The organism is Mycobacterium sp. E740 (assembly GCF_001672895.1).
In the GTDB taxonomy this organism is placed as follows: Bacteria; Actinomycetota; Actinomycetes; order Mycobacteriales; family Mycobacteriaceae; genus Mycobacterium.
Genome location: NZ_LZKP01000065.1, coordinates 18,130 through 42,290, shown reverse-complemented (window position 1 = coordinate 42,290; position 24,161 = coordinate 18,130). Strand labels below are relative to the sequence as shown.

General features: G+C 66.8%; 26 protein-coding genes and 3 tRNA genes. 12 read left to right on the top strand and 17 right to left on the bottom strand.

All coding sequences use genetic code 11. The annotated features are described in order from the left end of the window. The first annotated feature begins 22 nt into the window (after nucleotides 1–22). The gene (locus A5663_RS06045) at nucleotides 23–574 is read left to right on the top strand and encodes a nucleotidyltransferase (protein ID WP_068145256.1); all 552 of its coding nucleotides are present in this window, start codon (nucleotides 23–25) and stop codon (nucleotides 572–574) included. Here the strand turns inward: A5663_RS06045 and A5663_RS06040 are convergent. Then, on the bottom strand, nucleotides 564–1,520 hold the full coding sequence (locus A5663_RS06040; protein WP_068145253.1) for a YafY family protein: 957 nt from the start codon (nucleotides 1,518–1,520) through the stop codon (nucleotides 564–566). The two genes, A5663_RS06045 and A5663_RS06040, sit on opposite strands and share 11 nt — an antisense overlap. Nucleotides 1,521–1,582: 62 nt before the next feature. Here A5663_RS06040 and A5663_RS06035 point away from each other — a divergent pair, with 62 nt between their 5' ends. Both A5663_RS06035 and A5663_RS06030 read left to right on the top strand, forming a co-directional pair. Further along, entirely contained in the window at nucleotides 1,583–2,110 is a 528-nt protein-coding gene (locus tag A5663_RS06035) for a DinB family protein (RefSeq protein ID WP_068145250.1), read from the top strand. A 2-nt stretch (nucleotides 2,111–2,112) separates the two neighbouring features. Continuing rightward, a complete protein-coding gene (locus A5663_RS06030; protein ID WP_068145248.1) occupies nucleotides 2,113–2,703 on the top strand; it encodes a DinB family protein in 591 nt (196 codons plus the stop codon). Nucleotides 2,704–2,790: 87 nt separating this feature from the next. On the opposite strand, the gene A5663_RS06025 is transcribed toward A5663_RS06030, so the two are convergent. Beyond that, nucleotides 2,791–3,387, bottom strand: coding sequence for a TetR/AcrR family transcriptional regulator (locus tag A5663_RS06025; RefSeq protein WP_068145356.1), 597 nt, complete (start codon nucleotides 3,385–3,387; stop codon nucleotides 2,791–2,793). A 104-nt stretch (nucleotides 3,388–3,491) separates the two neighbouring features. Here A5663_RS06025 and A5663_RS06020 point away from each other — a divergent pair, with 104 nt between their 5' ends. The 7 genes from A5663_RS06020 to A5663_RS05990 all read left to right on the top strand — a co-directional run bounded on the left by A5663_RS06020 (nucleotide 3,492) and on the right by A5663_RS05990 (nucleotide 12,208). Then, nucleotides 3,492–4,487, top strand: a complete 996-nt coding sequence (locus tag A5663_RS06020; protein WP_068145354.1) for an oxygenase MpaB family protein — start codon at nucleotides 3,492–3,494, stop codon at nucleotides 4,485–4,487. 130 nt (nucleotides 4,488–4,617) lie between these two features. Continuing rightward, nucleotides 4,618–5,985: an AarF/ABC1/UbiB kinase family protein gene (locus A5663_RS06015; protein ID WP_068145245.1), complete on the top strand. Its 1,368-nt coding sequence runs from the start codon at nucleotides 4,618–4,620 to the stop codon at nucleotides 5,983–5,985. Then, on the top strand, nucleotides 5,986–6,888 hold the full coding sequence (locus A5663_RS06010; protein WP_068145242.1) for an alpha/beta fold hydrolase: 903 nt from the start codon (nucleotides 5,986–5,988) through the stop codon (nucleotides 6,886–6,888). 140 nt (nucleotides 6,889–7,028) lie between these two features. After that, the gene (locus A5663_RS06005; RefSeq protein ID WP_068145351.1) at nucleotides 7,029–7,898 is read left to right on the top strand and encodes a cyclopropane mycolic acid synthase family methyltransferase; all 870 of its coding nucleotides are present in this window, start codon (nucleotides 7,029–7,031) and stop codon (nucleotides 7,896–7,898) included. A 133-nt stretch (nucleotides 7,899–8,031) separates the two neighbouring features. After that, complete coding sequence (locus tag A5663_RS06000) at nucleotides 8,032–8,958, top strand: cyclopropane mycolic acid synthase family methyltransferase (protein WP_068145238.1); 927 nt, start codon at nucleotides 8,032–8,034, stop codon at nucleotides 8,956–8,958. A 62-nt stretch (nucleotides 8,959–9,020) separates the two neighbouring features. Beyond that, a complete protein-coding gene (locus tag A5663_RS05995; RefSeq protein WP_068145233.1) occupies nucleotides 9,021–9,317 on the top strand; it encodes a hypothetical protein in 297 nt (98 codons plus the stop codon). 140 nt (nucleotides 9,318–9,457) lie between these two features. Beyond that, the gene (locus tag A5663_RS05990) at nucleotides 9,458–12,208 is read left to right on the top strand and encodes a LuxR family transcriptional regulator (protein WP_068145346.1); all 2,751 of its coding nucleotides are present in this window, start codon (nucleotides 9,458–9,460) and stop codon (nucleotides 12,206–12,208) included. Between the two features lie 6 nt (nucleotides 12,209–12,214). On the opposite strand, the gene A5663_RS05985 is transcribed toward A5663_RS05990, so the two are convergent. From A5663_RS05985 to A5663_RS05915, 15 genes are all read right to left on the bottom strand, one after another. Continuing rightward, a complete protein-coding gene (locus A5663_RS05985; protein WP_068145230.1) occupies nucleotides 12,215–13,639 on the bottom strand; it encodes a bifunctional dTDP-4-dehydrorhamnose 3,5-epimerase family protein/NAD(P)-dependent oxidoreductase in 1,425 nt (474 codons plus the stop codon). Between the two features lies 1 nt (nucleotide 13,640). Continuing rightward, entirely contained in the window at nucleotides 13,641–14,639 is a 999-nt protein-coding gene (gene rfbB, locus A5663_RS05980) for a dTDP-glucose 4,6-dehydratase (protein WP_068145227.1), read from the bottom strand. Beyond that, nucleotides 14,639–15,508, bottom strand: a complete 870-nt coding sequence (gene rfbA, locus A5663_RS05975; protein ID WP_068145224.1) for a glucose-1-phosphate thymidylyltransferase RfbA — start codon at nucleotides 15,506–15,508, stop codon at nucleotides 14,639–14,641. Before rfbA ends, rfbB begins: the two co-directional genes overlap by 1 nt. Nucleotides 15,509–15,569: 61 nt before the next feature. Further along, on the bottom strand, nucleotides 15,570–17,510 hold the full coding sequence (locus tag A5663_RS05970; RefSeq protein WP_068145221.1) for a PE-PPE domain-containing protein: 1,941 nt from the start codon (nucleotides 17,508–17,510) through the stop codon (nucleotides 15,570–15,572). Nucleotides 17,511–17,659: 149 nt separating this feature from the next. Continuing rightward, nucleotides 17,660–18,367 (bottom strand): 50S ribosomal protein L1, encoded by a 708-nt coding sequence (rplA, locus tag A5663_RS05965; RefSeq protein ID WP_068145218.1) that lies wholly within the window; start codon nucleotides 18,365–18,367, stop codon nucleotides 17,660–17,662. Nucleotides 18,368–18,505: 138 nt separating this feature from the next. Continuing rightward, nucleotides 18,506–18,934 carry a 50S ribosomal protein L11 gene (gene rplK / locus A5663_RS05960; RefSeq protein WP_068145215.1) on the bottom strand — a complete coding sequence of 143 codons (429 nt, stop codon included), beginning with the start codon at nucleotides 18,932–18,934 and terminating at the stop codon, nucleotides 18,506–18,508. Between the two features lie 44 nt (nucleotides 18,935–18,978). Then, nucleotides 18,979–19,731 carry a transcription termination/antitermination protein NusG gene (nusG, locus tag A5663_RS05955; RefSeq protein WP_068145210.1) on the bottom strand — a complete coding sequence of 251 codons (753 nt, stop codon included), beginning with the start codon at nucleotides 19,729–19,731 and terminating at the stop codon, nucleotides 18,979–18,981. Nucleotides 19,732–19,773: 42 nt separating this feature from the next. After that, nucleotides 19,774–20,232: a preprotein translocase subunit SecE gene (gene secE / locus A5663_RS05950; RefSeq protein WP_156744371.1), complete on the bottom strand. Its 459-nt coding sequence runs from the start codon at nucleotides 20,230–20,232 to the stop codon at nucleotides 19,774–19,776. Nucleotides 20,233–20,287: 55 nt separating this feature from the next. Then, nucleotides 20,288–20,360 (bottom strand) — tRNA-Trp (locus tag A5663_RS05945). 154 nt (nucleotides 20,361–20,514) lie between these two features. Then, entirely contained in the window at nucleotides 20,515–21,078 is a 564-nt protein-coding gene (hadC, locus tag A5663_RS05940; protein WP_068145205.1) for a (3R)-hydroxyacyl-ACP dehydratase subunit HadC, read from the bottom strand. 2 nt (nucleotides 21,079–21,080) lie between these two features. Further along, entirely contained in the window at nucleotides 21,081–21,509 is a 429-nt protein-coding gene (hadB, locus tag A5663_RS05935) for a (3R)-hydroxyacyl-ACP dehydratase subunit HadB (protein WP_068145202.1), read from the bottom strand. Continuing rightward, nucleotides 21,496–21,972, bottom strand: a complete 477-nt coding sequence (hadA, locus tag A5663_RS05930; protein WP_068145198.1) for a (3R)-hydroxyacyl-ACP dehydratase subunit HadA — start codon at nucleotides 21,970–21,972, stop codon at nucleotides 21,496–21,498. Before hadA ends, hadB begins: the two co-directional genes overlap by 14 nt. Nucleotides 21,973–22,023: 51 nt before the next feature. Further along, nucleotides 22,024–22,191 (bottom strand): 50S ribosomal protein L33, encoded by a 168-nt coding sequence (gene rpmG, locus A5663_RS05925; protein WP_059101288.1) that lies wholly within the window; start codon nucleotides 22,189–22,191, stop codon nucleotides 22,024–22,026. A gap of 42 nt (nucleotides 22,192–22,233) precedes the next feature. Continuing rightward, nucleotides 22,234–22,307 (bottom strand) — tRNA-Met (locus A5663_RS05920). 47 nt (nucleotides 22,308–22,354) lie between these two features. Next, nucleotides 22,355–22,427: transfer RNA gene (locus A5663_RS05915), tRNA-Thr, on the bottom strand. 131 nt (nucleotides 22,428–22,558) lie between these two features. Between A5663_RS05915 and A5663_RS05910 the strand changes: the two genes are divergently transcribed. After that, on the top strand, nucleotides 22,559–23,425 hold the full coding sequence (locus A5663_RS05910) for an NYN domain-containing protein (protein ID WP_068145196.1): 867 nt from the start codon (nucleotides 22,559–22,561) through the stop codon (nucleotides 23,423–23,425). A gap of 21 nt (nucleotides 23,426–23,446) precedes the next feature. Continuing rightward, nucleotides 23,447–24,160 (top strand): MBL fold metallo-hydrolase, encoded by a 714-nt coding sequence (locus A5663_RS05905; protein WP_068145191.1) that lies wholly within the window; start codon nucleotides 23,447–23,449, stop codon nucleotides 24,158–24,160. Nucleotide 24,161: the final 1 nt, after the last annotated feature.

Genomic DNA, 24,161 nt, shown 5'->3' with positions numbered 1-24,161 from the left:
CATCAGTCGCCCCTGGAGAGTAGTGCCACAGCGAAACGATGATCTGCGCGACGCGCTCAAGCGCGCGGCGTCGGCGCTGCGCGCACAGGGCCCGGATTTCGCGTTGGCCGGCAGCTACGCGCTGTGGGTGTTCGGTGGCCCGGAACCGGTGCACGACGTGGATTTCGTGGTCGCCGAGCCCGACACCGAGAAGGCCGCGGCGACGTTGGAGGAAGCCGGTTTCCGGGTCGAGCGCACGCCCGAGGACTGGCTGTTCAAAGCGTGCGTCGAGCAGGACTTCGTCATCGACGTGCTGCACCGGCTCAACGGGGTGCCCGTCGACAAGGAGCGAATCCTTTCGGCCGAGGAGTACGACGTGCTCGCGGTGCGGATGCGGGTGCTGCCGCCCACCGAGGTGCTGCGCGAGAAGCTGAACTCGCTGAACGAGCACTACTGCGACTTCGCCGACCTGCTGCCCGCCGTGCGGGCGGTGCGCGAACAACTGGACTGGCAACAGCTGCGCTCGGACACCGCGGACAACCCCTTCGCAGCGGCGTTCCTGGTGCTGGCCGAACGCCTGGAGCTCACCGGTTGAGAATCGCCCGCTGCAGTCTCGCGCTCACCGCCTCCACCGCGCGCACCACTTCCGGCGGCTCGAGGACCTCGAAGTCGTAGCCGACGGTCGCGAAGTACAACACCATCCGCTCGGGATCGTCGGCGCCGGCGGTCACGACGCACGCGTTTGGGCCGTCGTGCTCGATCGTCACCGATGTCGGTGAGAAATGCTGAGCCAGAACATCTTCCGGAGCCTGAAAGCGAACCCGGGCAACGTAGCGGTACGGCGATGCGCTGATCGAGCGCCGCACATACGTCGCGGCGTCCGGTGCTTGCCGGGGGGCGAACGTGCTGCCCTGCGCGAGGACGTCGGCCATCCGGTCCAGCCGCAGACTGCGCCAGTCTTGCCTGTCGCGGTCGTAGGCCAGCAGATACCAGCGCCGCCCGGTGGTGACCAGCTGATACGGCTCGAGCCGCCGCTGGGTCGCATTGCCGCGGATGTCGACGTAGCCCGCGGTCACGTGCTCGTGGTCCCGGCAGGCGCGGGCCAACGTCATCAACACGTCGGGCTCGACCGGGGCATCGGAGGTCGGCGTCAGTGTGACCGTGGCATCGTGCACCGCAGCGACCTGTGATCTCAGCCGGGCGGGCATCACCTGGTCGAGCTTGCTGAGCGCGCGCAGCGCCGACTCGCCGACGCCGGCCACCGTTCCGCCTGCCGCCAGCCGCAAGCACACCGCCATCGCGACCGCTTCCTCGGGATCGAGCAGCAGCGGCGGCAGCGCCGCCCCGGCGCCGAGTTGGTAGCCGCCGCCGTGGCCCTTGCTGGCATGGACGGGATAGCCCAGGTCGCGCAGGCGTTCGACGTCGCGGCGCACGCTGCGGGTGGTCACCTCGAGCCGCTCAGCCAGCTCCTCCCCGGTCCACACCCGCCGCGACTGCAGCAGCCCGAGCAGCTGCAACACCCGGCCCGTCGTCTCGGCCATGCCCCTGAATCTCCCACAGTTATAGGACCGAAACTGTCCTATAGCGCTGTCAGGCTAACGGCATGGCCATCATCGACCACTTGGCGGAGCAACTCGAGTTCCACTGGAACCACAGCCTGCGTCCGCGTCTCGAGGGGCTCAGCGACGACGAGTACTTCTGGCAACCGGTGCCGAACTGCTGGACCGTGCACCGCGACGGCTCGATCGACTTCACCTACCCGGAGCCCGAACCGGCGCCGTTCACGACCATCGCCTGGCGCCTCGCCCACGTCATCGTCGGCGTGTTGGCGATGCGCAACCACAGCCACTTCGGCGCCCCTGCAGCCGATTACCAAACGTGGCCCTACGCGGTGGACGCCGCCACTGCGCTGAGGCAACTCGACGAGCAGTACGCCGCGTGGATCGGCGGGGTCCGCGGACTGTCGGAAGCTGACCTCGCGCGGCCGTGCGGAGCCGCCGAAGGACCCTACGCCGACCATCCGATGATCGCGCTGGTCCTGCACATCAACCGCGAACTGATCCACCACGGCGCCGAAATCGCCTGCATCCGAGACCTTTACGTGCACACCCCCGATGAGAAGAGGAATTAGCAATGCCCGGAATGCCGCCTCCAGCCGCCGACGAACGCCAGAGCCTGCTGGAGTTCCTTGCGTTTCAGCAGAACGCGTTCTTCGCGGTGGCGTACGGGTTGACCGACGAACAGGCGCGGTCCACGCCGTCGGTCAGCGCGCTGTCGGTCGGCGGGCTGATCAAACATGCCACCGGCGTGCAGGCCGGTTGGGTGCAGCGGGCGGCCTGCGCGCCCGACTTTCCACCGAAAGACGACCGCCCGATGGAAGAGCTCATCGCCGAGTACGGCGACCAGTACGTGATGCGCGAGGACGAGACACTCGACGCACTACTCGACGCGCTCAAGCGGCAGAATGCCGAGACTCTTCGAGTGCTGGGCGAATCTGACCTCGACACACCGGTTCCCGTGCCGCACGATGTGCCGTGGTTTCCGCACGACATCGACCACTGGAATGTGCGCTGGGTGGTTCTGCACCTCATCGAGGAGCTGAGCCGCCATGCCGGTCACGCCGACATCATCCGCGAATCCATCGATAACGCAACGATGTACGAGCTGATGGCCGCCAATGAGGAGTGGCCGGAGACCGACTGGATCAAGCGCTGGCGGCCCTGAGTCCCCCGTCCGCCGAGTGCACGGCTGGTGTACACGAAATCGGAAAATGCGTACACCGACCGTGCACTCGGCGCGCCGCCGAGTGCCCTACCGCAACCACTGCCGCACGGCGTGGTCGACGACCGCATCGAGATCCGTGCCGAGCCGGCCGCCCAGCCACTGCTGGGCCAATTCGGCCATCGCGCCGGTGTACATCGCCGCGCCCACCTGAGCGGCGACCGGGTCGGTGTCGGGATGCAGCCGCCACCCTTCGGTCAGCACGCCCTCGCGCAGCAGGTCCTGCGTCGCCGCGCGCCGTGCCGCCAGCACGGGATTGGATCGGGCGTCGGTGAACAACACCCGCCCACGGCGCGGATCCTCGGAACTGAACCCCAGCACCGCCGCGATGCCCGCCCGCGTCCGCGCCCGCAGCGAATCACCGGCTGCACCCATCGCACCGGAGACCGCTTCCGCCAGCCCGGAGCTGACCCGGTCGTAGACCGCGCCCAGCAGCTCGTCGGTCCCGGCGAAGCTCTCGTAGAAGTAGCGGGTGTTCAGGCCGCACTCCCGGCACACCGAGCGCACCGACACCGCGGCCTCACCGCCGTCGCCGAACAGCCGGTACGCCGCATCGATCAGCTGCAGACGGCGCTCGGCGCGGCGGTCCGTCAGCGGCACGCCCGCCCATCGGGTGGGACTCGACATCACCACAGCGTATGCCCGCTCGGCGCGGATCTGGTCACATCCGTGTCCAAGCGGGTATTCTGGCGACAACCGTGACCAGAGTTCGCGAAAAGGAGCCGGGCGTGATCCTGCTGCCGCATCAGTTCATCGGCGAGTTCGTCAACCAGCGCTTCGACCGCGACGTGCGGCGCAACTACTTCCGCGGCATGGAGTTCGCGGCGCCCGTCGGTGACCCGGGCTGGTTCGGCCCCGGTAGCGCGGTCTGGCACGTGCACTCGCACATGCAGGCGCTGATCTTCGGTCTGCAGTGTGCGGCGTTCATGGAGCGGCTCGACCCGTCGATCTACTGGATGGGCATGCACCACTCGCGGCTGGTCAAGCGCGACGAACACGGCGTCGGTCGACCCGAGATCGATCCCCGCGGCGCGGTGGTCCGCCTCGGCCACTCGATCGCGTTCTTCATCGGTACGGCCTACGGGTCCACCGACACCGCCGAGCGGCTGGCGCAGACGGTGCGGTCGATGCATCACACGATCAAGGGCACCCGTCCCGACGGCGCCCGTTACGACGCCGACGACCCGGACTGGCTGCGCTGGAACTACGCAACCGTGGTCTGGGGCCTGGCCACCGCGCACGAGCTGTATCACCCGAACCCGTTGCGCGGCAAGAAGATCGACCGGTACTACCGCGAGTTCGTACGCGTCGGCCAGGCGTTGGGCGGCACCGACCTGCCGCAGACCAAGGCCGAGGTCGCCGAGTGCCTCGAGTCCTACCTGCCGCGACTGGCCGTCACGCACGGCACGGCGGTGGCGACGGGACCCGGCCTGCCGTTGGCGCAGAGCGCGATCAACTGGGCGATCCGCGACACCATGCCGCGCTGGGCCAAGCAGCTGATCCAGCACAAGGACCCCAACATCGTCGAGCGCACCACGCGGCGCGCGACGGTGTGGACGGTCATCAACGGGTTGCACCTGGCGCAGGGGCCGATCCCGGAGTTCCAGCAGGCGCAGGCCAGGGTTGCGTCGGGCACCGATGTGCCGCACACGCTGCCGGCGTACCGGCCGGGCGACGACCCGGTGCGCACCCGCGAAGAGGTGGAGCGCACCTTCGCCGAAGCCTGAGCGACCGCAAACTGCACAGGGCACGCGGCGTGTCGGCATACAAACACGGTCACTCGCGCAAAAACCCGCCGCGCTGTGAGCCCGTCCACAGGTTTTCGCGGCCTGCGGCCTATTTTGAGACACTGCAGCTATGAGTCCCACGCCGAAAACCAAGCACCGCGAGGTGGCCAAGCTGGACCGGGTGCCACTCCCGATCGAGGCTGCTCGCGTCGGGGCGACGGGTTGGCAGATCACCCGCACCGGCGCCCGGGTCGCATCCAACATCGCCGGTCGCGGCTCGCTGCAGCAGAAGATCATCAGGCAGATCCCGCAGACCTTCGCCGACCTGGGCCCCACCTACGTCAAGTTCGGGCAGATCATCGCGTCCAGCCCGGGCGCGTTCGGCGAGCCACTGTCCAAGGAGTTCCGCAGCCTGCTCGACCGCGTGCCGCCCGCTGACCCCAGAGAAGTCCACAAGCTGTTCGTCGAGGACCTCGGCGACGAGCCGCAGAACCTGTTCAAGAGCTTCGACGAGAAGCCGTTCGCGTCCGCGTCGATCGCGCAGGTGCATTACGCGACCCTGCACAGCGGCGAAGAGGTCGTCGTCAAGATCCAGCGGCCCGGCATCCGCAGGCGCGTGGCTGCCGACCTGCAGATTCTCAAGCGCGGCGCGCGCCTGGTCGAGTTCGCCAAGCTGGGCCAGCGGCTGAGCGCTCAGGACGTCGTCGCCGACTTCGCCGACAACCTGGCCGAGGAGCTGGACTTCCGGCTCGAGGCCCAGTCGATGGACGCCTGGGTGTCGCACATGCACGCCTCGCCGCTGGGCAAGAACATCCGGGTGCCGCAGGTCTACTGGGACCTCACCAGCGAACGGGTGCTGACCATGGAGCGCATCCAGGGCACCCGCATCGACGACGTGAAGGCCATCCGGCAGCAGGGCTTCGACGGCACCGAGCTCGTCAAGGCGCTGCTGTTCAGCGTGTTCGAGGGCGGCCTGCGCCACGGCCTGTTCCACGGCGACCTGCATGCCGGCAACCTCTACGTCGACGACGACGGCAAGATTGTGTTCTTCGACTTCGGGATCATGGGGCGCATCGACCCCCGCACCCGGTGGTTGCTGCGCGAACTCGTGTACGCGCTGCTGGTCAAGAAGGACCACGCCGCGGCGGGCAAGATCGTCGTGCTGATGGGCGCCGTCGGCACCATGAAACCCGAGGCGCAGGCGGCCAAGGACCTCGAGAAGTTCGCGACGCCGTTGACCATGTCGACGCTGGGCGACTTGAGCTACGCCGAGATCGGCAAGCAGCTGTCGACGCTGGCCGAGGCGTACGACGTCAAGCTGCCGCGCGAACTGGTGCTGATCGGCAAGCAGTTCCTCTACGTGGAGCGCTACATGAAGCTGCTCGCACCGAAGTGGCAGATGATGTCCGACCCACAGCTGACCGGCTACTTCGCCAACTTCATGGTCGAGGTCAGCAGGGAGCACGACGACGAGCTCGACAGCGAGGTGCAGACTTAAGTGCAGACCAGGACCGGCACCGCCGCATCCGGGGAACTCGAGATCCACTACGAGGACATGGGTGACCCGAACGACCCGGCGGTGTTGCTCATCATGGGTCTCGGCGCCCAACTTCTGTTGTGGCGCAAGGACTTCTGCGAGAAGCTCGTGAACCAGGGCTTGCGCGTCATCCGGTTCGACAACCGCGACGTCGGCCTGTCGTCGAAGCTCAGCGGGGTACACGCCGGCGCGCCGCTGCTGCCGCGCATGCTTCGCTCACTGGTCGGGCTGCGCAGCCCGGCGGGGTACACGCTCGAAGACATGGCCGACGACGCCGCCGCGCTGCTCGACCACCTGAACATCGAGCGGGCCCACATCGTCGGCGCGTCGATGGGCGGCATGATCGCGCAGGTGTTCGCCGCCCGGCACCAGCCACGCACCCAGACGCTGGCGATCATCTTCTCGAGCAACAACCAAGCGCTGCTGCCGCCGCCGGGCCCGCAGCAGCTGCTCGCGATCCTCCAGCGGCCCAAGGACTCCAGCCGCGAAGCCGCGATCGAGAACGCCGTCAGGGTCAGCAAGATCATCGGCAGTCCCGGCTATCCCGCTTCCGAGGAGCGGCTGCGGGCCGACGCGATCGAGGGTTACGACCGCTCCTACTATCCCGCCGGCATCGGGCGTCAGTTCGCCGCGATCCTGGGCAGCGGCAGCCTGCGCCCCTACGACCGCCAGATCAGCGCGCCGACCGTGGTGCTGCACGGCAAGGCAGACAAACTCATGCGGCCGTCCGGCGGGCGGGCGATCGCCAAGGCGATTCCCAACGCCAGGCTGGTCCTGTTCGACGGAATGGGCCATGAGCTGCCCGAACCGCTTTGGGACGACATCATCGGCGAGCTCAAGACGAACTTCGCCGCGACCGTCTAGTACGGCGGCCCGGGCCTGCGCGGACGCGCTCACGATTGGTTTGCTGGGCCGTCGGGGCGTAGATTCGCCTCCGAGTGCTTCAGGGCTTGATAGCTGTCACAGGCGACTGCGAGCTTCTGATCGCCCAGAAAGGCACCGACATGGCTAAAACGCGCAACCTGACGCCGCATTTCGCGGACGTCCAGGCGCACTACGACCTCTCCGACGACTTCTTCGCACTGTGGCTCGACCCGTCACGTACCTACAGCTGCGCGTATTTCGAGCGCGACGACATGACGCTCGAGCAGGCTCAGCAGGCCAAGGTCGACCTGGCGCTGGGCAAATTGGGGCTCGAGCCGGGGATGACGCTGCTCGACGTCGGTTGCGGCTGGGGCTCGACGATGCTTCGGGCGATCGAGAAGTACGACGTCAACGTCATCGGCTTGACCCTGAGCAACAACCAGCATGCCCGCGTCCAGCAGCTCTTCGACGCCTCGGACAGCCCGCGGTCCAAGCAGGTGCTGCTGCAGGGGTGGGAGCAGTTCGACCAGCCCGTCGACCGGATCGTGTCGATCGGCGCGTTCGAGCACTTCGGCAGGGACCGCTGGGACGATTTCTTCTCGATGGCCCACCGAGTCCTTCCCGAAGACGGGGTGATGCTGCTGCACACGATCACCGCGCTCACCCTGCCTCAGATGGCCGAACGCGGTATGCCGCTTACCTTTTCGGTGGCGCGATTCGTCAAGTTCATTCTCACCGAGATCTTCCCGGGCGGTTATCTGCCGACCATCGAGATGGTCGGTGAACACGCTGAGCAGGCCGGCTTCGAGCTGACCCGGCGGCAGAGCCTGCAGCCGCACTACGCGCGCACCCTCGACTGCTGGGCCGCGGCCCTCGAAGCCCACCGGGACGAGGCGATCGCCGTGCAGTCCGAAGAGGTCTACGACCGCTACATGCACTATCTGACGGGCTGCGCCCATGGCTTCCGGGTCGGCTACATCGACGTCAACCAGTTCACCCTGGCCAAATAGGCGCATTAAGCGGCCTGCCGAATTAGGGTTCGACTCCCGCTGACCGCTAGTCTGTACCACCAGATCATCACGTGACGATGCGTCAGTTGAGCACGTCATTGGGAGTAATCGGGAAAGGCCAAGCAGAGCAACTATGTCTGACAACTCAACCGGCAGCAGGTCCAAAGTCGCCGACCTTTCGGCTCCGAAGGACATGCGGCCTCACTTCGAGGACATCCAGGCGCACTACGACCTGTCGGATGACTTCTTCGGCGTGTTCCAGGACCCGACGCGCAAGTACAGCTGCGCGTACTTCACCGGGCCCAACGCGACGCTGTCGGAAGCGCAGATCGCCAACGTCGACCAGCACCTCGACAAGCTGGACCTCAAGCCGGGTATGACGCTGCTCGAGGTCGGCTGCGGCTGGGGCCTGACCTTGCAGCGGGCGATGGAGAAGTACGACGTCAACGTGATCGGTTTGACGCTGTCGAAGAACCAGCAGGCGTACTGCAACCAGCTTTTGGGCAAGCTCGACAGCGAGCGCACCTTCGACGTCCGCCTGGAGGGCTGGGAGCAGTTCCACTCCCCCGTCGACCGCATCGTCTCGATCGAGGCGTTCGAGCACTTCGGCTTCGAGCGTTACGACGACTTCTTCAAGACGTGCTTCGACATCCTGCCCGAAGACGGCCGGATGACGATTCAGAGCAGCGTCGGCTACCACCCGTACGACCTCGCCGAGCGCGGCAAGAAGCTGACCTTCGAGATGGCCCGCTTCATCAAGTTCATGATCACCGAGATCTTCCCGGGTGGCCGGCTCCCGACGACGCAGATGATGATCGAGCACGGCGAGAAGGCCGGGTTCGTTGTGCCGGAGGCCATCTCGCTGCGCAACCACTACATCAAGACGCTCGGCATCTGGGCCGATCGCCTCGAGCGCAACAAGGATGCCGCGATCGCCGCCGCCGGCGAGGAGAACTACGACCGTTACATGAAGTACCTCAAGGGCTGCCAGTGGTACTTCATCGACGAGGGCATCGACGTCAGCCTGGTCACTTACCTGAAGTCGGGCGCGGCGGCATAACCGCCAAGATCATAGGGAAACACCCGATTCCTTTAGCCTGACGAACCGCTACCGTCTTGCGCATGAGCGGAAGCGGCGGAGCCGCGTGCTATCTGGCGGAGTGGTACCTGCCCGAGCTCAGCGAGCAGTGCGTCGACGAGCTGGTCGCGCGCCTGGACGCGGCCGCCGCCGTCGCCACTGGCGAAGGCACGCCCGTCCAATTGCTGATCACGGTTTCGGTGCCCAGCGACGAGGTGGTCTACGGCGTCTTCGACGCCGGCTCACAGGAGATCGTGTCGCGCACCTGCCTGGCCGCCGGCGTACCGCACCAGCGTCTCTCCGCGAAGGTCGGCACCCGGATCCGTTCGGGCCATCTCTGACGTTGCCACGAGATCACGACCGAGGCTGATTTCACGCCGCTGAGCACATCTCTCAGCAGCACAATCATGTGGGGGTAACCCCTGCGCGGTGTCGACGCAGCAAGGTACTCTCGATTTGCTGTTTCTTAGGGGTGGGGTCATTGGTTTCCGGCGTAGTCGAGCGTCCGGCCGAGTTCCGGAGCGTGACGGAGTTTCTGCGGTCCGCCGTCGACGCACCCGCCGGTCTGGTCATCGAGGGCGAAGCCGGGGTCGGCAAGACGACCTTGTGGCTCGCCGGCATCTCGGCCGCCCGCGAGCGCGGGTTCGAGGTGTTGACCGCACGCGCGGGGCAGGCGGAGACGACGCTGGCGTATGCGGCCGTCGCCGACATCCTGGGTGGCGTCGCCTCCGAGGCTTTCGCCGACCTGCCGCAGGTGCAGCGCCTCGCCGTCGACCGGGTGCTGCTGCGCGCCGACGACGACGGCCCACCGACCGATCAGGGTGCCGTCGCAGCGGCGTTCACCGCGCTGATCGAGCGGCTCTGCGCGGACCGGCCGCTGCTCGTGGCCATCGACGACGTGCAGTGGCTCGACCCCTCCAGCCACGCGGTGGTCGCCTTCGCCGCCCGGCGGCTCAGCGGGCGGGTCGGCATGCTGCTCACCGAACGCACCGAACACGAAGGCGCCGGCGCCGCGACCTGGCTGCAGCTCGGCGGCGCTTCGGAGGTGGGCCGCGTGCACGTCGGCCCCCTGAGCCTCGGCGGCCTGCACGCGCTGATCTCGACGCGTCTGGGCCGGTCCTTTCCCCGTCCGACGATGGTTCGCATCGCCGAGATCTCGGGTGGCAACCCGTTCTACGCCCTCGAACTGGCTCGCGCGATCGATGCGGGCGGCTCCCAGTCGGCGCTGCCTGCGACGCTGGCGGAGTTGATGCGCCGGCGGATCGGCCGGCTGGAACGCGAGACCCGGCTGCTGTTGTTGGCCGCCGCGTGCGAGGCCGCGCCGACCGTCGACCTGCTGGCGCGCGTCGCGAACAGCGCCGTGGACCGCACCGTCGAACTGCTCGCCCAAGCTCAAGCCAAGGGCATCCTGACGATCGACGGCGACAACGTGTCCTTCGCCCACCCGCTGTTGGCGCGCAGCGTCTACACCGATGCGAGGCCGGCCGAGCGCAGGGCCATGCACCGGTCGCTGGCCGAGGCGGTGGTTCTCCCGGAGTCGCGAGCCAGGCACATGGCGCTGGCGGCCTCCAGCGCCGACCCGACGACGCTGACCGCGCTCGACCTCGCCGCCGATGCGGCCCGTGACCGCGGTGCGCCCGCCGCTGCCGCAGAACTGCTCGAGCTGGCGATCGGCCTGGGCGGCGATTCGCCGCAACGGCGGATCCGCGCCGCCGACCACTGTCTGCATGCGGGCGACCTGCAGCGCGCGCGCACTCTGCTGGACGGTCTGATCGAGCGGGTCCCACGCGGGACCCACCGGGCGAAGGCGCTGAACCTGTTGGGCAGCATGCGGATTCACGACAACAGCTTCACCGACGCCATCGGTCTGCTCGAGCAGGCGCTCGACAACGACGAGGGTGACCGGGAGATCCGGGTCCGCACCCTTCTGCTGCTGTCATACGCGCGGCTGAACGCCGGTGAGTTCGGGGCGGCCCTGCAGAGCGCCGAGCGGGCCGCGGCCTACGCCGACGATGTCGGGATCCCCGACCTGACGAGCCAGGTGCTGGCCGTCCGGGCGACCATCGCGTGTATGTGCGGTCGCGGCGTCGACCTGGCCAGCATGCGAAGGGCGATGGCTCTGCACGATCCGAACAGCGAGGCGCCGATCGCTTTTCGCGCCACTGCGAACAACGCGTTGCTGTTGGCGTGGGTCGGGCAGTTGGACGAGGCCAGTGAGCAACTGGCCGCCGAGCGGCGGCGCTGTGTAGAACGCGGTGCGGAGACCGACCTGATCTTCGTCGCGGTGTTCTGCGCGCTGATCGAGATCTGGCGCGGCGGCTACGACGACGCGACCCGCGTCGCCGAGGAGACCGTCGAGCGGGCCCAGCAGCTCGGCGGCGACCACATGCGCATCGTCGCGATGACCATCCAGTCCGCGGTGGCGGCCTACGCCGGCCGGGAGGACGAAACGCGCAGTGCGGCCGGGGAAGCGATCGATCTCGCGCAACGGTGCGGGTCGCCGCGCCTGGCGGATTGGGCGTCGATCAGCCTGGGGTTCCTCGAGGTGTCGCTCGCCAGGTATGACGCGGCCCTGGAGGTCTTGCGTCCTCTGGTCGACCGGTTCCCGTTCATCCCGGGCACCGAGATCATCACCGTGGGTTACGTTCCGGACGCGGTAGAGGCGATGATCGCGCTCGGCCACGCGGCCGAAACCGAGTCGATGATCGAGGCACTGGAGACCAACGGCCGCATGGTCGATCGGCCGTGGATGCTGGCGACAGGCGCGCGGTGCCGCAGCCTCTGGCTGGCCGCGCGTGGCGATATCGATGCCGCCGCAGCGACGGCCGAGCAGGCGTTGAGTCATCACGAGCGGCTGCCGATGCCCTTCGAGCGCGCGCGGACCCTGCTGCTGCTCGGGCAACTTCAGCGCCGACAGCGGCAGAAGGAGACGTCGCGCACCACGCTGAGCGAGGCCCTGCACGCATTCGAGGCGCTGGGCACGCCGCTGTGGGCGCAGCGCGCGCGCTCGGAACTCGGCCGTGCGAGCGCAGCGGGCAACGGGCACTTGGGCTTGACGCCGTCGGAGCACCGGGTGGCCGAACTCGCCGCGTCGGGCATGACCACCAAGGACGTGGCGGCTGCGCTTTTCATCAGCCCGAAGACCGTGGAGACCAACTTGTCGCGGGTCTACCGAAAGCTCGGGATCAAGTCGCGGGCCGAACTCGGGCGCGCGTTCGGCGACGATCGCTGACGAAAGCTACTGCACCACAGCCTGTTCACGACGGATGTAGCGCCCGAGCGACTCGACCGCGTCGACGGGCTGGAAGCCGGCCGACTGGATCTTCGTCAGGTCGAGAACGCTGCGCAGCGGCCGGGGCGCAACGGGTTCGGCGGCCTCGGCGAAGTACTGCGCGGTGCTCACCTCGGTGATCCGATCGGGATCGTGGCCGGCCAGTTCGAAGGCCCGTCGCGCCACTTCGGCCCACGACATCGCCGGGCCGGCGCCGGTCACGTTGTACGTACCGTATGGCGCGCGGGTCTCGAGCAGGTGGCGGATCGCGCCGGCGAGGTCGGCGGTGAAGGTGAGCCGGCCCCGCTGGTCGTTCACGACAGCGGGGTTCACGCCGCGCTCCGCGAGAGAAATCATGGTGCGCACGAAGTTTCGGCCCTCTCCGATCACCCACGACGTGCGGACGATGTAGTGCCGGTCGACGACGCTGACGATCTCGTCGCCGGCGGCTTTCGTCTGCCCGTACACCCCGAGCGGTGACACCGGGTCGTCTTCGCGGTAGGGCGTCGTCGCGGTGCCGTCGAACACGTAGTCACTGGAGATGTGCACCAGCGTGATGCCGTGGGCCGCAGCGACTTTCGCGAGCAAAGCGACGCCGGCGACGTTGGTGTCCCACGCCGCGGCGCGCCCGTCAGGGGTTTCGGCAAGATCGACGGCCGTGTATGCGGCGGTGTTGATGATCGTGTCGTAGTCGGGCCAGTGCCGTGCGGTCGTGATGCCGGCGCTCAGGTCGATGTCGGATCGTTCGGCGAAGTCGACGCCGAGCGTGCCGGCGTACTCGCGGCGCAGTGCGCGGCCGAGTTGTCCGCCGGCGCCGAGCACCAGGATCTTGCGTGGCGCAACGGGTGTGAGCTCGGCGAGCCGCGGATGGTTGCGGTCTTTGTCCGACACCGCGGCGCGCTCCAGCGGGATCGGCCAGTCGATGGCGACGGTTTCGTCGGCGAGGTTCAGCGACGTGTACTGGGCGTCGGACGAGTAATGGTCGTTCACCAGGTAGATGTAGGCGGTGTTCGGCTCGAGGGTCTGAAATGCGTTACCGACTCCGCGCGGGACGAAAACCGCCTTCGACGGGTCGATCTCGGCTGTGAAGGTGGCGCCGAAGGTGGGGCCGTCGCGCAGGTCGACCCAGGCTCCGAAGATCCGCCCGGTCGCCACGGAGACGAACTTGTCCCATGGTTCGGCGTGTATCCCGCGCGTGGTTCCTACGGCCTCGTTCAGCGACACGTTGTTCTGCACGGGCTTGAAATCGGGCAGCCCGAGCGTGATCATCTTCTCGCGTTGCCAGTTCTCCTTGAACCATCCGCGGTTGTCCCCGTGCACCGGGAGGTCCCACACCAGTAGCCCGGTAATGGGAGTCGTGTTGACGCCCAGCGGTTTTCCGAACTCGGTCACTTCACTGCCCCATGCGCGCGTAGAAACTCTCGGTGGCCTCCTTGGCGGGCGCCCACCAGTCCTCGTGCTCGCGGTACCACTGGATCGTCGCGGCCAGCCCCTGCTCGAAGTCCTGGTAGTGCGGCTGCCAGCCGAGTTCGTCGCGCAGCTTGGTGGAGTCGATGGCGTACCTCAAGTCGTGACCCGCTCGATCGGTGACGTGGTCGTAGGCGTCCGCCGGCCGGCCCATCAGCGTCAGGATCAGTTCGACGACGGTCTTGTTGTCCTTCTCGCCGTCGGCGCCGATCAGGTACGTCTCGCCGATGCGACCGGCCTCGAGCACCCGCAGCACCGCCGATGAGTGGTCGTCGGCGTGGATCCAGTCGCGCACGTTGCGGCCTTCGCCGTAGAGCTTGGGCCGGTTTCCCCTCAGCACGTTGGTGATCTGACGCGGAATGAACTTCTCGACGTGCTGATACGGGCCGTAGTTGTTCGAGCAGTTCGAGATCGTCACCGCGACGCCGAACGACCGAAACCACGCCCGCACCAACAGATCACTGCCGGCTTTGGTCGACGAGTACGGGGACGACGGGTTGTAGGGCGTCTGCTCGGTGAACCTGCGCGGATCGTCGAGGGCCAGGTCGCCGTAGACCTCGTCGGTGGAGATGTGGTGAAAGCGCGTGCCGTGTCGGCGCGCCGCCTCGAGCAAGGTGAAGGTGCCTGTCAGGTTGGTGTGCAGGAACGGCTCGGGGTCGTCGAGCGAGTTGTCATTGTGCGTTTCAGCCGCGTAGTGAACCACCGCGTCGACCGACGCGAACAGCTCGTCGACCAGCGCGGCGTCGGCGATGTCGCCGTGCACGAACGTCATTCGATCCTCGGGCAGTCCGGCAAGTGACGCCAGGTTTCCGGCGTAGGTCAGCTTGTCCAGCACGGTGACGTGGTGGTCGGTGTGGTCGACCACGTACCGCACGAAATTGGAGCCGATGAACCCGGCTCCCCCGGTGACGAGCAGCCGCGACATCAGCGCCCCCTGTGCAACAGCTCGAGGAGATACGTCCCGTATCCCGACTTCACCAAAGGCTCGGCGCGTGCCCGAAGTTCGTCGTCGTCGAGATAGCCCTGCCGCCAGGCGATCTCCTCGGGTACGCCGATCTTCAGGCCGGTCCGCCGCTCCATCGTGCGCACGTATTCGGCGGCGTCGGTCATCTGGTCGAACGTACCGGTGTCCAACCATGCGGTGCCTCGCGGCAACACCTGCACCTGTAGCCGGCCCTGCTCGAGGTAGTGACGGTTGACATCGGTGATCTCGTATTCGCCGCGCGCACTCTTCTTCAGGCCCTTGGCGATTCCGATCACCTCGTTGTCGTAGAAGTACAGGCCCGGAACGACGTAGTTGCTCTTCGGCCGCTGAGGCTTCTCCTCCAGCGAGATCGCCACGCCGTTGTCGTCGAACTCGATCACCCCGTAGGCCGAGGGTTCGGCGACCCAGTAGGCGAAGATCGCGCCACCGTCGATCGTGGCGAAGCGCTTGAGTTGACTGCCCAGCCCAGGGCCGTACAGCAGGTTGTCGCCGAGTACCAATGCCACGCTGTCGTTTCCGATGAACGTCTCGCCGATCGTGAACGCCTGGGCGAGCCCGTCGGGCGACGGTTGACTGGCATAGCTGATCGACACGCCGAAGCGCGACCCGTCGCCGAGCAGCCGCTCGAAGCCCTCCGCGTCGTGCGGCGTCGTGACCACGAGGATGTCGCGCACTCCGGCCAGCATCAGCGTCGACAGCGGGTAGTAGACCATCGGCTTGTCGTAGACGGGGACCAGTTGCTTGGACACACCCAGCGTTATCGGGTGCAGCCGCGACCCGGTACCGCCGGCCAGGATGATTCCCCTCACCGGCCAATCGTGACACACCGCAGGCCTGCGTCCGGACCGCCGTGGTCCGGCCAGCTGCCTGTCAGGCCGCTGGCTTCTCCGCGCCCGCTGTGCTCTGCGAGCCGCTTTCGGGGGTGCCCGCGGCTTCCGGGGCCGCCGCGGGAGTCGATTGACCGGCGTGCTCGCCACCACTGGTCGTCGCACCCTCGCCGGTCTTGTTCGGCGAGAAGTTCAGCGACACGCTGCCGCCGTTGGCGTTGATCGTGTTGGGTTGCGTTTCCTTGTTGGTCTCGGTGTTGTTGCCGAGCACTGGGCTGACGCCCGCGTGACCTTCGCCTTCCTTGACCTCCTTGGTGCCCTCGCCCGCGTTGGCTTGGGTTCCGGTGGCCTGAGTGCCGGTGGCTTGCGTGCCGGTGACCTGCGTGCCGGTGGCTTGGGTGCCGGTGGTTTGCGTGCCGGTGGTTTGGGTGCCGACGACCTCAGTGCCCGTGGCTTGGGTGCCGGCGGCTTCGGTGTCGGTGGCTTCGGTGCCGCTGGCTTGCGTGCCGTTGACCGTCTCCACATTGCCCGTCGTGGTTCCCTGCTGCTGCCCGGCTTCGACCGCGCCCTTGGCGCCGAGCGCCTCGTTGCCGACGGTCAGCGTCACCTGACCGTCCTTCTCCGTGGTCGAAGCGAGCGTCTTCCCGTCGTTCTCACCGGCCTGCTGCTGCTCGCCTTCCCCGTTGCCCTGCACCAGCTGCAGCCGAGCCCCCGACGACTCGTCGGCCTTCTCGACCGCCTTCGCCAGCAGGTTGAGGCCGTTCTGCTCGCCCGTCAGCGGCGAGACCGTTGTCCTCGGCGTGGTCGGGGACAACGGGATCTCGGTCGCCAGGCCGAAGTTGGCGAGGAAGTTGTTGATGCCCTGGAAGATCGCCGGGATCAGCTTCAGAGCAAGCGTGAACGGGTTGAAGAGCGGCAACAACCCGATCTCGGTCGGCTGGCCGAACGGAATGTTGCGGTTGTAGCCGGTCTCTTCGATGAGCACGCGAAGGGCCGGCTCGATGAGGTCCGCGATCGGCTTGCCGATGATCGGGATGCTGTGCAGCGGCCGAACGAGCGGCAACACCTTCGGCGTGATCGTGTAGTAGGTGGTGTCGCCGTACTTCTGGATGTCCACGATGTCGGGGTAGTTCTCGGGATGCTGGACGATGTCGCGCCACGTGTCGACGTCGTATCCGGCGGGAAGTTCGCCCGGATCGCTGTTCTCGTTGATGGCCAGGTAGGTGCCGTGGTCGTAGTAGAAACCCATCAGCGAGTTGACCACCGCGAGCGGGTTGAGCAGGTACTGCGGGAAGTCGGCGATGCCCTCCCACCGAATCGCCCAGTCCTCGGTGGGGACGCCGACGTCGCCGACGCTGGTCGGCGTGGGCTGGCCGGTCGTCACGTCCAGGATCGGGATATGGCCCAGCGCGCCGAACCGCGACAGGATTCCGCCGTTCGGGCGGTTCGGGTTGCCGATGTAGACGAACGACACCTGGTCCAGCAAATCCGCCCACTCGCCACTCGCGAACTTCATCTTCTCGATGGTGACGACGCGCGCGCCTTGCGAATACCCGGCGATCACGATGTCGCCGTCGTAGCCGAGGTCCTGCAGGGCCTGCAGTGCGGCGTCGAGGTTCTGCACGCCGTCGTCGACCGATTTGTCGAACTTCTCGCAACGGCCGGGGTCGCACCAGCCGGGCAACGGGATCGGCCAGAACGATGCGAAGTAGTCGATGCCGTGCAGCCCTCCGCCCAGCGGGTTCTGCGGATCGTAGGTCCCGCAGTTCTGGTCGTTGGTGCAGGGAGTGTCCTGCATGTAGTAGTCGCGGAAGTTCTGCATGTAGTCGCCGACGATGTTCGCGTTCGGCGTTCCCGTGCCGGGCACGATCAATGCCGTGGCGGCCAGGCTGACCGCGGCCATCACCGCGGTTACAGCGCCGAGGACGGCGGTGCTCAGCAGCCCCAGCAAAGAAAGAACGAGGACCCGAACCCATTTACGCATGGGTCAACTTTCACACAGATGGGACCGCTCACACGGCGGAAACAGCGAACTTTGCCGACAAAAATATCGTCGGTGGACCGCTACTCCGACACCCGCTCAGCAGGCTGCGCGCAGGCGCCTCCCGCAAACCCGCGCGAAGCCGGTTGCGGTCAGTCCTGGGTGAAGTTGCGCGTCACCGACGGGTCGACCGGGATACCCGGGCCCGTGGTCGTCGAGACGACGATCTTCTTGAGGTAGCGGCCCTTCGACGACGACGGCTTGGCCCGCAGGATCTCGTCGATCGCGGCGCCGTAGTTCTCCGCCAGTGCCTTCTCGTCGAACGACGCCTTGCCGATCACGAAGTGCACATTGGCCTGCTTGTCGACGCGGAAGTTGATCTTGCCGCCCTTGATGTCGGACACGGCCTTGGCGACGTCCGGCGTCACGGTGCCGGTCTTCGGGTTCGGCATCAGGCCGCGGGGGCCCAGGATGCGCGCGATCCGGCCGACCTTGGCCATCTGGTCGGGCGTCGCGATCGCGGCGTCGAAGTCCAGCCAGCCGCCCTGGATCCGCTCGATCAGGTCGTCGCTGCCGACAGCGTCGGCACCCGCGGCCTCGGCGGCTTCGGCTTTGTCACCGACCGCGAACACCACGACGCGGGCGGTCTTGCCGGTGCCGTTCGGCAGGTTCACGGTGCCGCGCACCATCTGATCGGCCTTGCGGGGGTCGACGCCCAGGCGGATCGCCACCTCGACGGTCGCGTCCTGCTTCTTGGAGCCGGTCTCCTTGGCCAGCTTCGCCGCCTCCAGCGGCGTGTACAGCCGGGTGCGGTCCACCTTCTCGGCGGCTTCGCGGTATGCCTTGCTGGTCTTGCTCATTGGTGTCTCCTGATTGCTGAGTTGTGGTCATGCGGGCCGATGCCAGCCCTGCCACGGGTTTCCTTGTTGCGCCGAAATAGCATTCCGGGTTGCAAATCGTCGCGGTTGACGACCTGGAATGCTATTTCGCCGAAATCATTACTCGACGGTGATCCCCATCGACCGGGCGGTGCCGGCGATGATCTTGGCGGCCTGATCGATGTCGTTGGCGTTCAGGTCCTCTTTCTTGGTCTCGGCGATCTCACGCACCTGATCCCAGGACACCTTCGCGACCTTGGTCTTGTGCGGCTCGCCGGAGCCCTTCTGCACACCGGCGGCCTTCAGCAGCAGCTTGGCCGCGGGCGGTGTCTTGAGGTTGAAGGTGAAGCTGCGGTCCTCGTAGACGGTGATCTCCACGGGGATGACGTTGCCGCGCTGGTTCTCGGTCGCGGCGTTGTACGCCTTGCAGAACTCCATGATGTTGACGCCGTGCTGGCCGAGCGCCGGACCCACCGGCGGGGCGGGGTTGGCCTGCCCGGCCTGGATCTGCAGCTTGATCAGCCCGACGACCTTCTTCTTCGGGGGCATGGCTGTGCTTTCTCTTTCTCTCGTTACAAGGCCTTGCGGCCGAGTTAAATCTTGGCGACCTGGTTGAAGGTCAGTTCGACAGGTGTCTCGCGGCCGAAGATGGACACCAGCACCTTGAGCTTCTGCTGTTCGGCGTTGACCTCGCTGATCGACGCCGGCAACGTCGCGAACGGGCCGTCCATGACGGTGACCGACTCGCCGACCTCGAAGTCGACCTCGATCGGCGCCCGTTCGATCCCACCGGTCTCGGCCGACCCCGCGGCGGCCGCGGCGGTGCTCTTGCCGGGCTTCTTGGCCGCGGCGGGCGGCAGCAGGAACTTCACCACGTCGTCGAGGCTCAGCGGGGACGGCCGCGACGTCGCGCCCACGAAGCCCGTCACGCCGGGCGTGTTGCGCACCGCGCCCCACGACTCGTCGTTGAGTTCCATGCGCACCAGGATGTAGCCCGGCAGCACCTTGCGGTTGACCTGCTTGCGCTGGCCGTTCTTGATCTCGGTGACCTCTTCGGTCGGCACCTCGACCTGGAAGATGTAATCGCCGACGTCGAGGTTCTGCACGCGGGTCTCGAGGTTGGCCTTCACCTTGTTCTCGTAACCGGCGTAGGAGTGGATGACATACCAGTCGCCGGGCTTGAGCCGCAGCTCCTTCTTCAGCGCGACCGCCGGATCCTCGTCCTCTGGCTCGACGGCTTCGACCGCCGCGTCCTCGGTGGCGGGTTCGGTGGCCTCGTCGGTCGTGCCAGCGTCGATCAGATCGACGCTCTCCGCCGAAGGCGTTTCGCCCTCGAAGCTAGTCACTAGTCAGTCCTTCCGAATTCTCGTTCGTCGCGCATGTGCTCGTCAGCCGAAGATCAGCGCCACGAGCTTGGCCAGGCCCAGGTCGACGAAACCGATCAACGCCGCCATGAAGACCAAGAACACCAGCACCACCGCGGTGTAGCTGATCATCTGCTTGCGGTTCGGCCAGATGACCTTGCGCAGTTCGGCGACGACCTGCTGCAGGTAGTTCCAGACGAACAGGAACGGGTTGCGGGCGCCTTTTCCGGGTCCGTCGCCGCGCTTCTTGGCGGTCTTCTTCGCGGCGCCCGACCCGTTCTTGGTGGGCGAGGCCTTGGTGCCCGTCGACAGGTCGACCGCTTCGCCGGCGTCCTCGCCGACCGCTGCTCGCCGCGACCGCTTGCCCGTGGGCCGGGTCGGCCGGGTCACGACCGCGCCGCGGCCGTTGTCGGTATCGGTCTCGCCTGCGGAGCCGGCACCGTCGCGCTCGTCGCTCACCGCATGCTCCCCTTGTCTGGTCATCTTGTCTTCTGTGGGATCACTTCCAGTGTCCACACTTGTCGAGTATTCAGTTGAGCAGGGGCGACAGGACTTGAACCTGCAACCTGCGGTTTTGGAGACCGCTGCTCTGCCAGTTGAGCTACGCCCCTTCAGGGTGGCACTGTCTGTTCCCGAAGGCACCGCCACCCGTTCCGGGGCTCACACAATTCGCGCGCTCCCCGATCGGTCGATCGAAACCCGACGGAAGCGCGCTGGACTGGGAAAACCCCGAGGTCCGAGTGTAGCGCGCCACCCGTTCAGTTACTAATCCGCCGGCCCGTCGTCCTCGGTGCCGTTTTCGGTGCCGTTCTCGGTGCCGTCGTGTACGACGGGCTTGCGCGTCACCTGCCCGGTCTTCGGGTCCCAGCCGGCCGAGATCGAGTTGTCGCCCTCGTGTCCCATCAGAGTGGTGAAGGCCTCCATCACCACTTCACCGGTCGGGTCGGTGAGCACGTTGCGCGTGGTCACGATGTCGGCGCCGAAACGCTCGTCGACCGTCTCGATGTGCATCACGCCGGTCAGCACGTCGCCCTCCACGATCGGGCGGTGGAACTTGAACTTCTGGTCGACCTGCACGATCTGCATGGTCTCGAAGCCGATGTCATTGTGCTGGAAGAAGTGCCGCTGGATCATCACCGCGAAGATCGACATGAAGGTCGGCGGCGCGACGAGCCCGACGTGCCCGGCGGCCTCGGCGGCATCGACGTTGAGACTCTGCGGGTCCTTGGCCTGCACGGAGTTCGCGTACTGGCGGATCTGCTCGCGGCCCACGACGAAGGGCTCGGGATACTTCCAGACCACACCGCGGATGTCGATTTTGAGGGCCATGACTACGCCAGCTTCGCGATCGCCACGGCGCGGCCGAAGATCTTCTTCCCCCCGGTGGTGGCCGACAGCGCGATGGTCACCGTCTTCGACTCGGGCTCAACGGATTTCACGCGCCCGCTGAAGACGAGCTCAGCGCCGACGCCGTCGTTGGGCACCGGCACCACAGCAGTGAACCGCACGTTGTACTCGGTGACCGCCGCCGGGTCGCCGACCCACTCGGTGACGTAGCCGCCGCCCAGGCCCATGGTGAGCATGCCGTGCGCGATCGCGGTGTCCAGGCCGACCTGCTTGGCGATCTCGTCGTCCCAGTGGATCGGGTTCAAGTCGCCGGACACACCGGCGTAGTTGACCAGATCCCCGCGAGTCAGCGGGATCACCTTCTCGGGAAGCACATCGCCCTTCTTCACCGAAGCGAACTCACGCAGTGGCATCTGAAAAACCCTCTTCTCCGTCACCCGTCCGACCCGCCAGGGTCGTGTACGTCTCCTGTAGGACGTCACCGGCTTCGTCGGTGACGATGTTCTTGAGCACGACGATGTCGGTGCCGTGGGCCTGGCGCACGGAGTCCACATACACGTCGCAGTACAGCTTGTCGCCGGCGAAGATCGGCCGGACGTACTTGAGCACCTGGTCGACCTGCACGATCTTCATGTCCTTGAGGCCGATGCCGGCGTGCGCGAAGAACGACGTCTGCGCCGTGTAGCCGAAGACGCTGGTGAAGGTCAACGGCGCGGGCAGCGCCTTGTGGCCGAGTTCGGCGGCCGCGTCCTCGTCGAAGAACGCGCGGTCGTCGTTCTTGACCGCGACCGCGAACTCGCGGATCTTCTCGCGGCCCACGACGTAATGGTCGGGGTAGCGATAGTGCATCCCGACGATTCGCTCGGACAACGACACAGTTGGTGAACCTACCTAGTCAACCGCGGGTGGCCGCCCAAGGACTGGCGCCTAGCGCGATTCCTTGTGGGGCTGGTGCTTGCCGCAGTTCGGGCAGAACTTCTTGATCTCGAGCCGGTCGGGGTCGTTGCGGCGGTTCTTCTTGGTGATGTAGTTGCGGTGCTTGCACACCTCACACGCCAAAGTGATCTTCGGCCGTACGTCGGTACTGGAGGCCACGTCTGTCGTCCTTCTTCTGCTTCTGCGCTTCGTTGTTGCCTGTAGCGGTGGGGGGACTCGATCCCCCGACCTCACGATTATGAGTCGTGCGCTCTAACCAGCTGAGCTACACCGCCCCGATGGGCACGGGCCGGCATGCCGTTTGAAAACCGCCCGTCCACCGAGCCCCCTAACGGAATCGAACCGTTGACCTTTTCCTTACCATGGAAACGCTCTGCCGACTGAGCTAAGGGGGCCTGCCTTCGACGCTCGCGCACCGCGGCGCAAGCCTTAAAGAGGGTACAGTCTCGCCGATTGCCGCGCCAAACCGCTGATCACCAGAACGGCCAGCCCGACTACAGCCGCCGAGTGATAGGACCGAAAAACAGTGACCGAACCCGGCGCGACCCGCGTGGCGGTGTACCTCGACTTCGACAACATCGTGATCTCGCGTTACGACCAGATCCACGGGCGCAACTCGTTCCAGCGCGACAAGGCGGCCGGCTTCCACAAACAGCCGGGGCGGCTGACCCAGGCGACCGTCGACGTCGGCGCGATCATCGACTTCGCGTCGTCGTTCGGCACGCTGGTGCTGACGAAGGCCTACGCCGACTGGTCTGCAGACGTCAACGCCGACTATCGCGACCAGCTCGTCGGCCGCGCCGTCGACCTGGTGCAGCTGTTCCCCGCCGCCGCGTACAACAAGAACGGCGCCGACATTCGGCTCGCGGTCGACGCGGTGGAGGACATGTTCCGGCTGCCTGACCTCACCCACGTCGTGATCGTCGCCGGCGACTCCGACTACATCCCGCTCGCGCAGCGGTGCAAGCGTCTCGGCCGCTACGTCGTCGGCATCGGCATCACCGGCTCGATCAGCCGGTCGCTCACCGCGGCATGCGACGACTACGTCTCCTACGACGCGTTGCCCGGCGTCCCGGCGGTGACGACGCAGGCACCCAAGCGGCGCCGCACCAAGGCAGAGGCTGACGCCGAGCAAGAGGAGGAGACGCCCGACCCGCAGGCCGCCGGGACCGCGCTGCTGGAGCGGGCCCTGCGCATCGCCCACGGCAAGGACGATTCGGACTGGCTGCACAACTCCGCGGTCAAGGCTCAGATGAAGCGGATGGACCCGTCGTTCTCGGAGAAGTCACTGGGGTTCCGCTCGTTCAGCGACTTTCTGCGCTCGCACACTGACCTGGTCGAGCTCGACGAGAGCAGCACCATCCGGATGGTGCGGTTGCGAGGCCAGGACTGAGCCGCCGATACGCTGAGGGCCATGGCTTCGGATCGGCTTTACTTCCGCCAGTTGCTGTCGGGTCGCGACTTCGCCGCCGGCGACATGATCGCGGCGCAGATGCGCAACTTCGCCTACCTCATCGGTGACCGGGAGACCGGTGACACCGTCGTCGTCGACCCCGCCTACGCAGCAAGCGATCTCGTCGACACGCTCGAGGCGGACGGCATGCGCCTGTCCGGGGTGCTGGTCACCCATCACCATCCCGACCACGTCGGCGGCACGATGATGGGCTTCACGCTCAAGGGCCTCGCCGAACTGCTCGAGCGCACCAGCGTGCCGGTGCACGTCAACAAGCTCGAGGCAGACTGGGTTTCGAAGGTCACCGGTATCGCGCGCAGCGAACTCACCGAGCACCAGCACGGCGACGTGGTCAAGGTCGGCGACATCGACATCGAACTGCTGCACACGCCGGGCCACACGCCGGGCAGCCAGTGTTTCCTGCTCGACGGGCGACTCGTCGCCGGCGACACCCTGTTCCTGGAGGGCTGTGGGCGTACCGACTTCCCGGGCGGCGACGTCGACGACATGTTCCGCAGCCTGCAGGCGCTCGCACGGTTGTCCGGCGACCCGACGGTATTTCCCGGCCACTGGTATTCGGCCGAGCCCAGCGCGTCGCTGTCGGAGGTGCGCCAGACCAACTACGTCTACCGGGCGAGCAACCTCGACCAGTGGCGCATGCTGATGGGCGGTTAGG

Bases quoted from the DNA above. Each gene is read 5' to 3' on its own strand.
- A5663_RS05995 (WP_068145233.1), top strand. From the start codon at position 9,021: ATGAGCGGAAGCGGCGGAGCCGCGTGCTATCTGGCGGAGTGGTACCTG.
- A5663_RS06035 (WP_068145250.1), top strand. From the start codon at position 1,583: ATGGCCATCATCGACCACTTGGCGGAGCAACTCGAGTTCCACTGGAAC.
- rfbB (WP_068145227.1), bottom strand. From the start codon at position 14,639: ATGTCGCGGCTGCTCGTCACCGGGGGAGCCGGGTTCATCGGCTCCAAT.
- A5663_RS06000 (WP_068145238.1), top strand. From the start codon at position 8,032: ATGTCTGACAACTCAACCGGCAGCAGGTCCAAAGTCGCCGACCTTTCG.
- secE (WP_156744371.1), bottom strand. From the start codon at position 20,232: ATGACCAGACAAGGGGAGCATGCGGTGAGCGACGAGCGCGACGGTGCC.
- rplK (WP_068145215.1), bottom strand. From the start codon at position 18,934: ATGCCCCCGAAGAAGAAGGTCGTCGGGCTGATCAAGCTGCAGATCCAG.
- A5663_RS05970 (WP_068145221.1), bottom strand. From the start codon at position 17,510: ATGCGTAAATGGGTTCGGGTCCTCGTTCTTTCTTTGCTGGGGCTGCTG.
- A5663_RS05905 (WP_068145191.1), top strand. From the start codon at position 23,447: ATGGCTTCGGATCGGCTTTACTTCCGCCAGTTGCTGTCGGGTCGCGAC.
- rplA (WP_068145218.1), bottom strand. From the start codon at position 18,367: ATGAGCAAGACCAGCAAGGCATACCGCGAAGCCGCCGAGAAGGTGGAC.
- A5663_RS06025 (WP_068145356.1), bottom strand. From the start codon at position 3,387: ATGTCGAGTCCCACCCGATGGGCGGGCGTGCCGCTGACGGACCGCCGC.
- hadB (WP_068145202.1), bottom strand. From the start codon at position 21,509: ATGCCACTGCGTGAGTTCGCTTCGGTGAAGAAGGGCGATGTGCTTCCC.
- A5663_RS06030 (WP_068145248.1), top strand. From the start codon at position 2,113: ATGCCCGGAATGCCGCCTCCAGCCGCCGACGAACGCCAGAGCCTGCTG.
- A5663_RS06005 (WP_068145351.1), top strand. From the start codon at position 7,029: ATGGCTAAAACGCGCAACCTGACGCCGCATTTCGCGGACGTCCAGGCG.
- A5663_RS06040 (WP_068145253.1), bottom strand. From the start codon at position 1,520: ATGGCCGAGACGACGGGCCGGGTGTTGCAGCTGCTCGGGCTGCTGCAG.
- A5663_RS06015 (WP_068145245.1), top strand. From the start codon at position 4,618: ATGAGTCCCACGCCGAAAACCAAGCACCGCGAGGTGGCCAAGCTGGAC.
- hadC (WP_068145205.1), bottom strand. From the start codon at position 21,078: ATGGCCCTCAAAATCGACATCCGCGGTGTGGTCTGGAAGTATCCCGAG.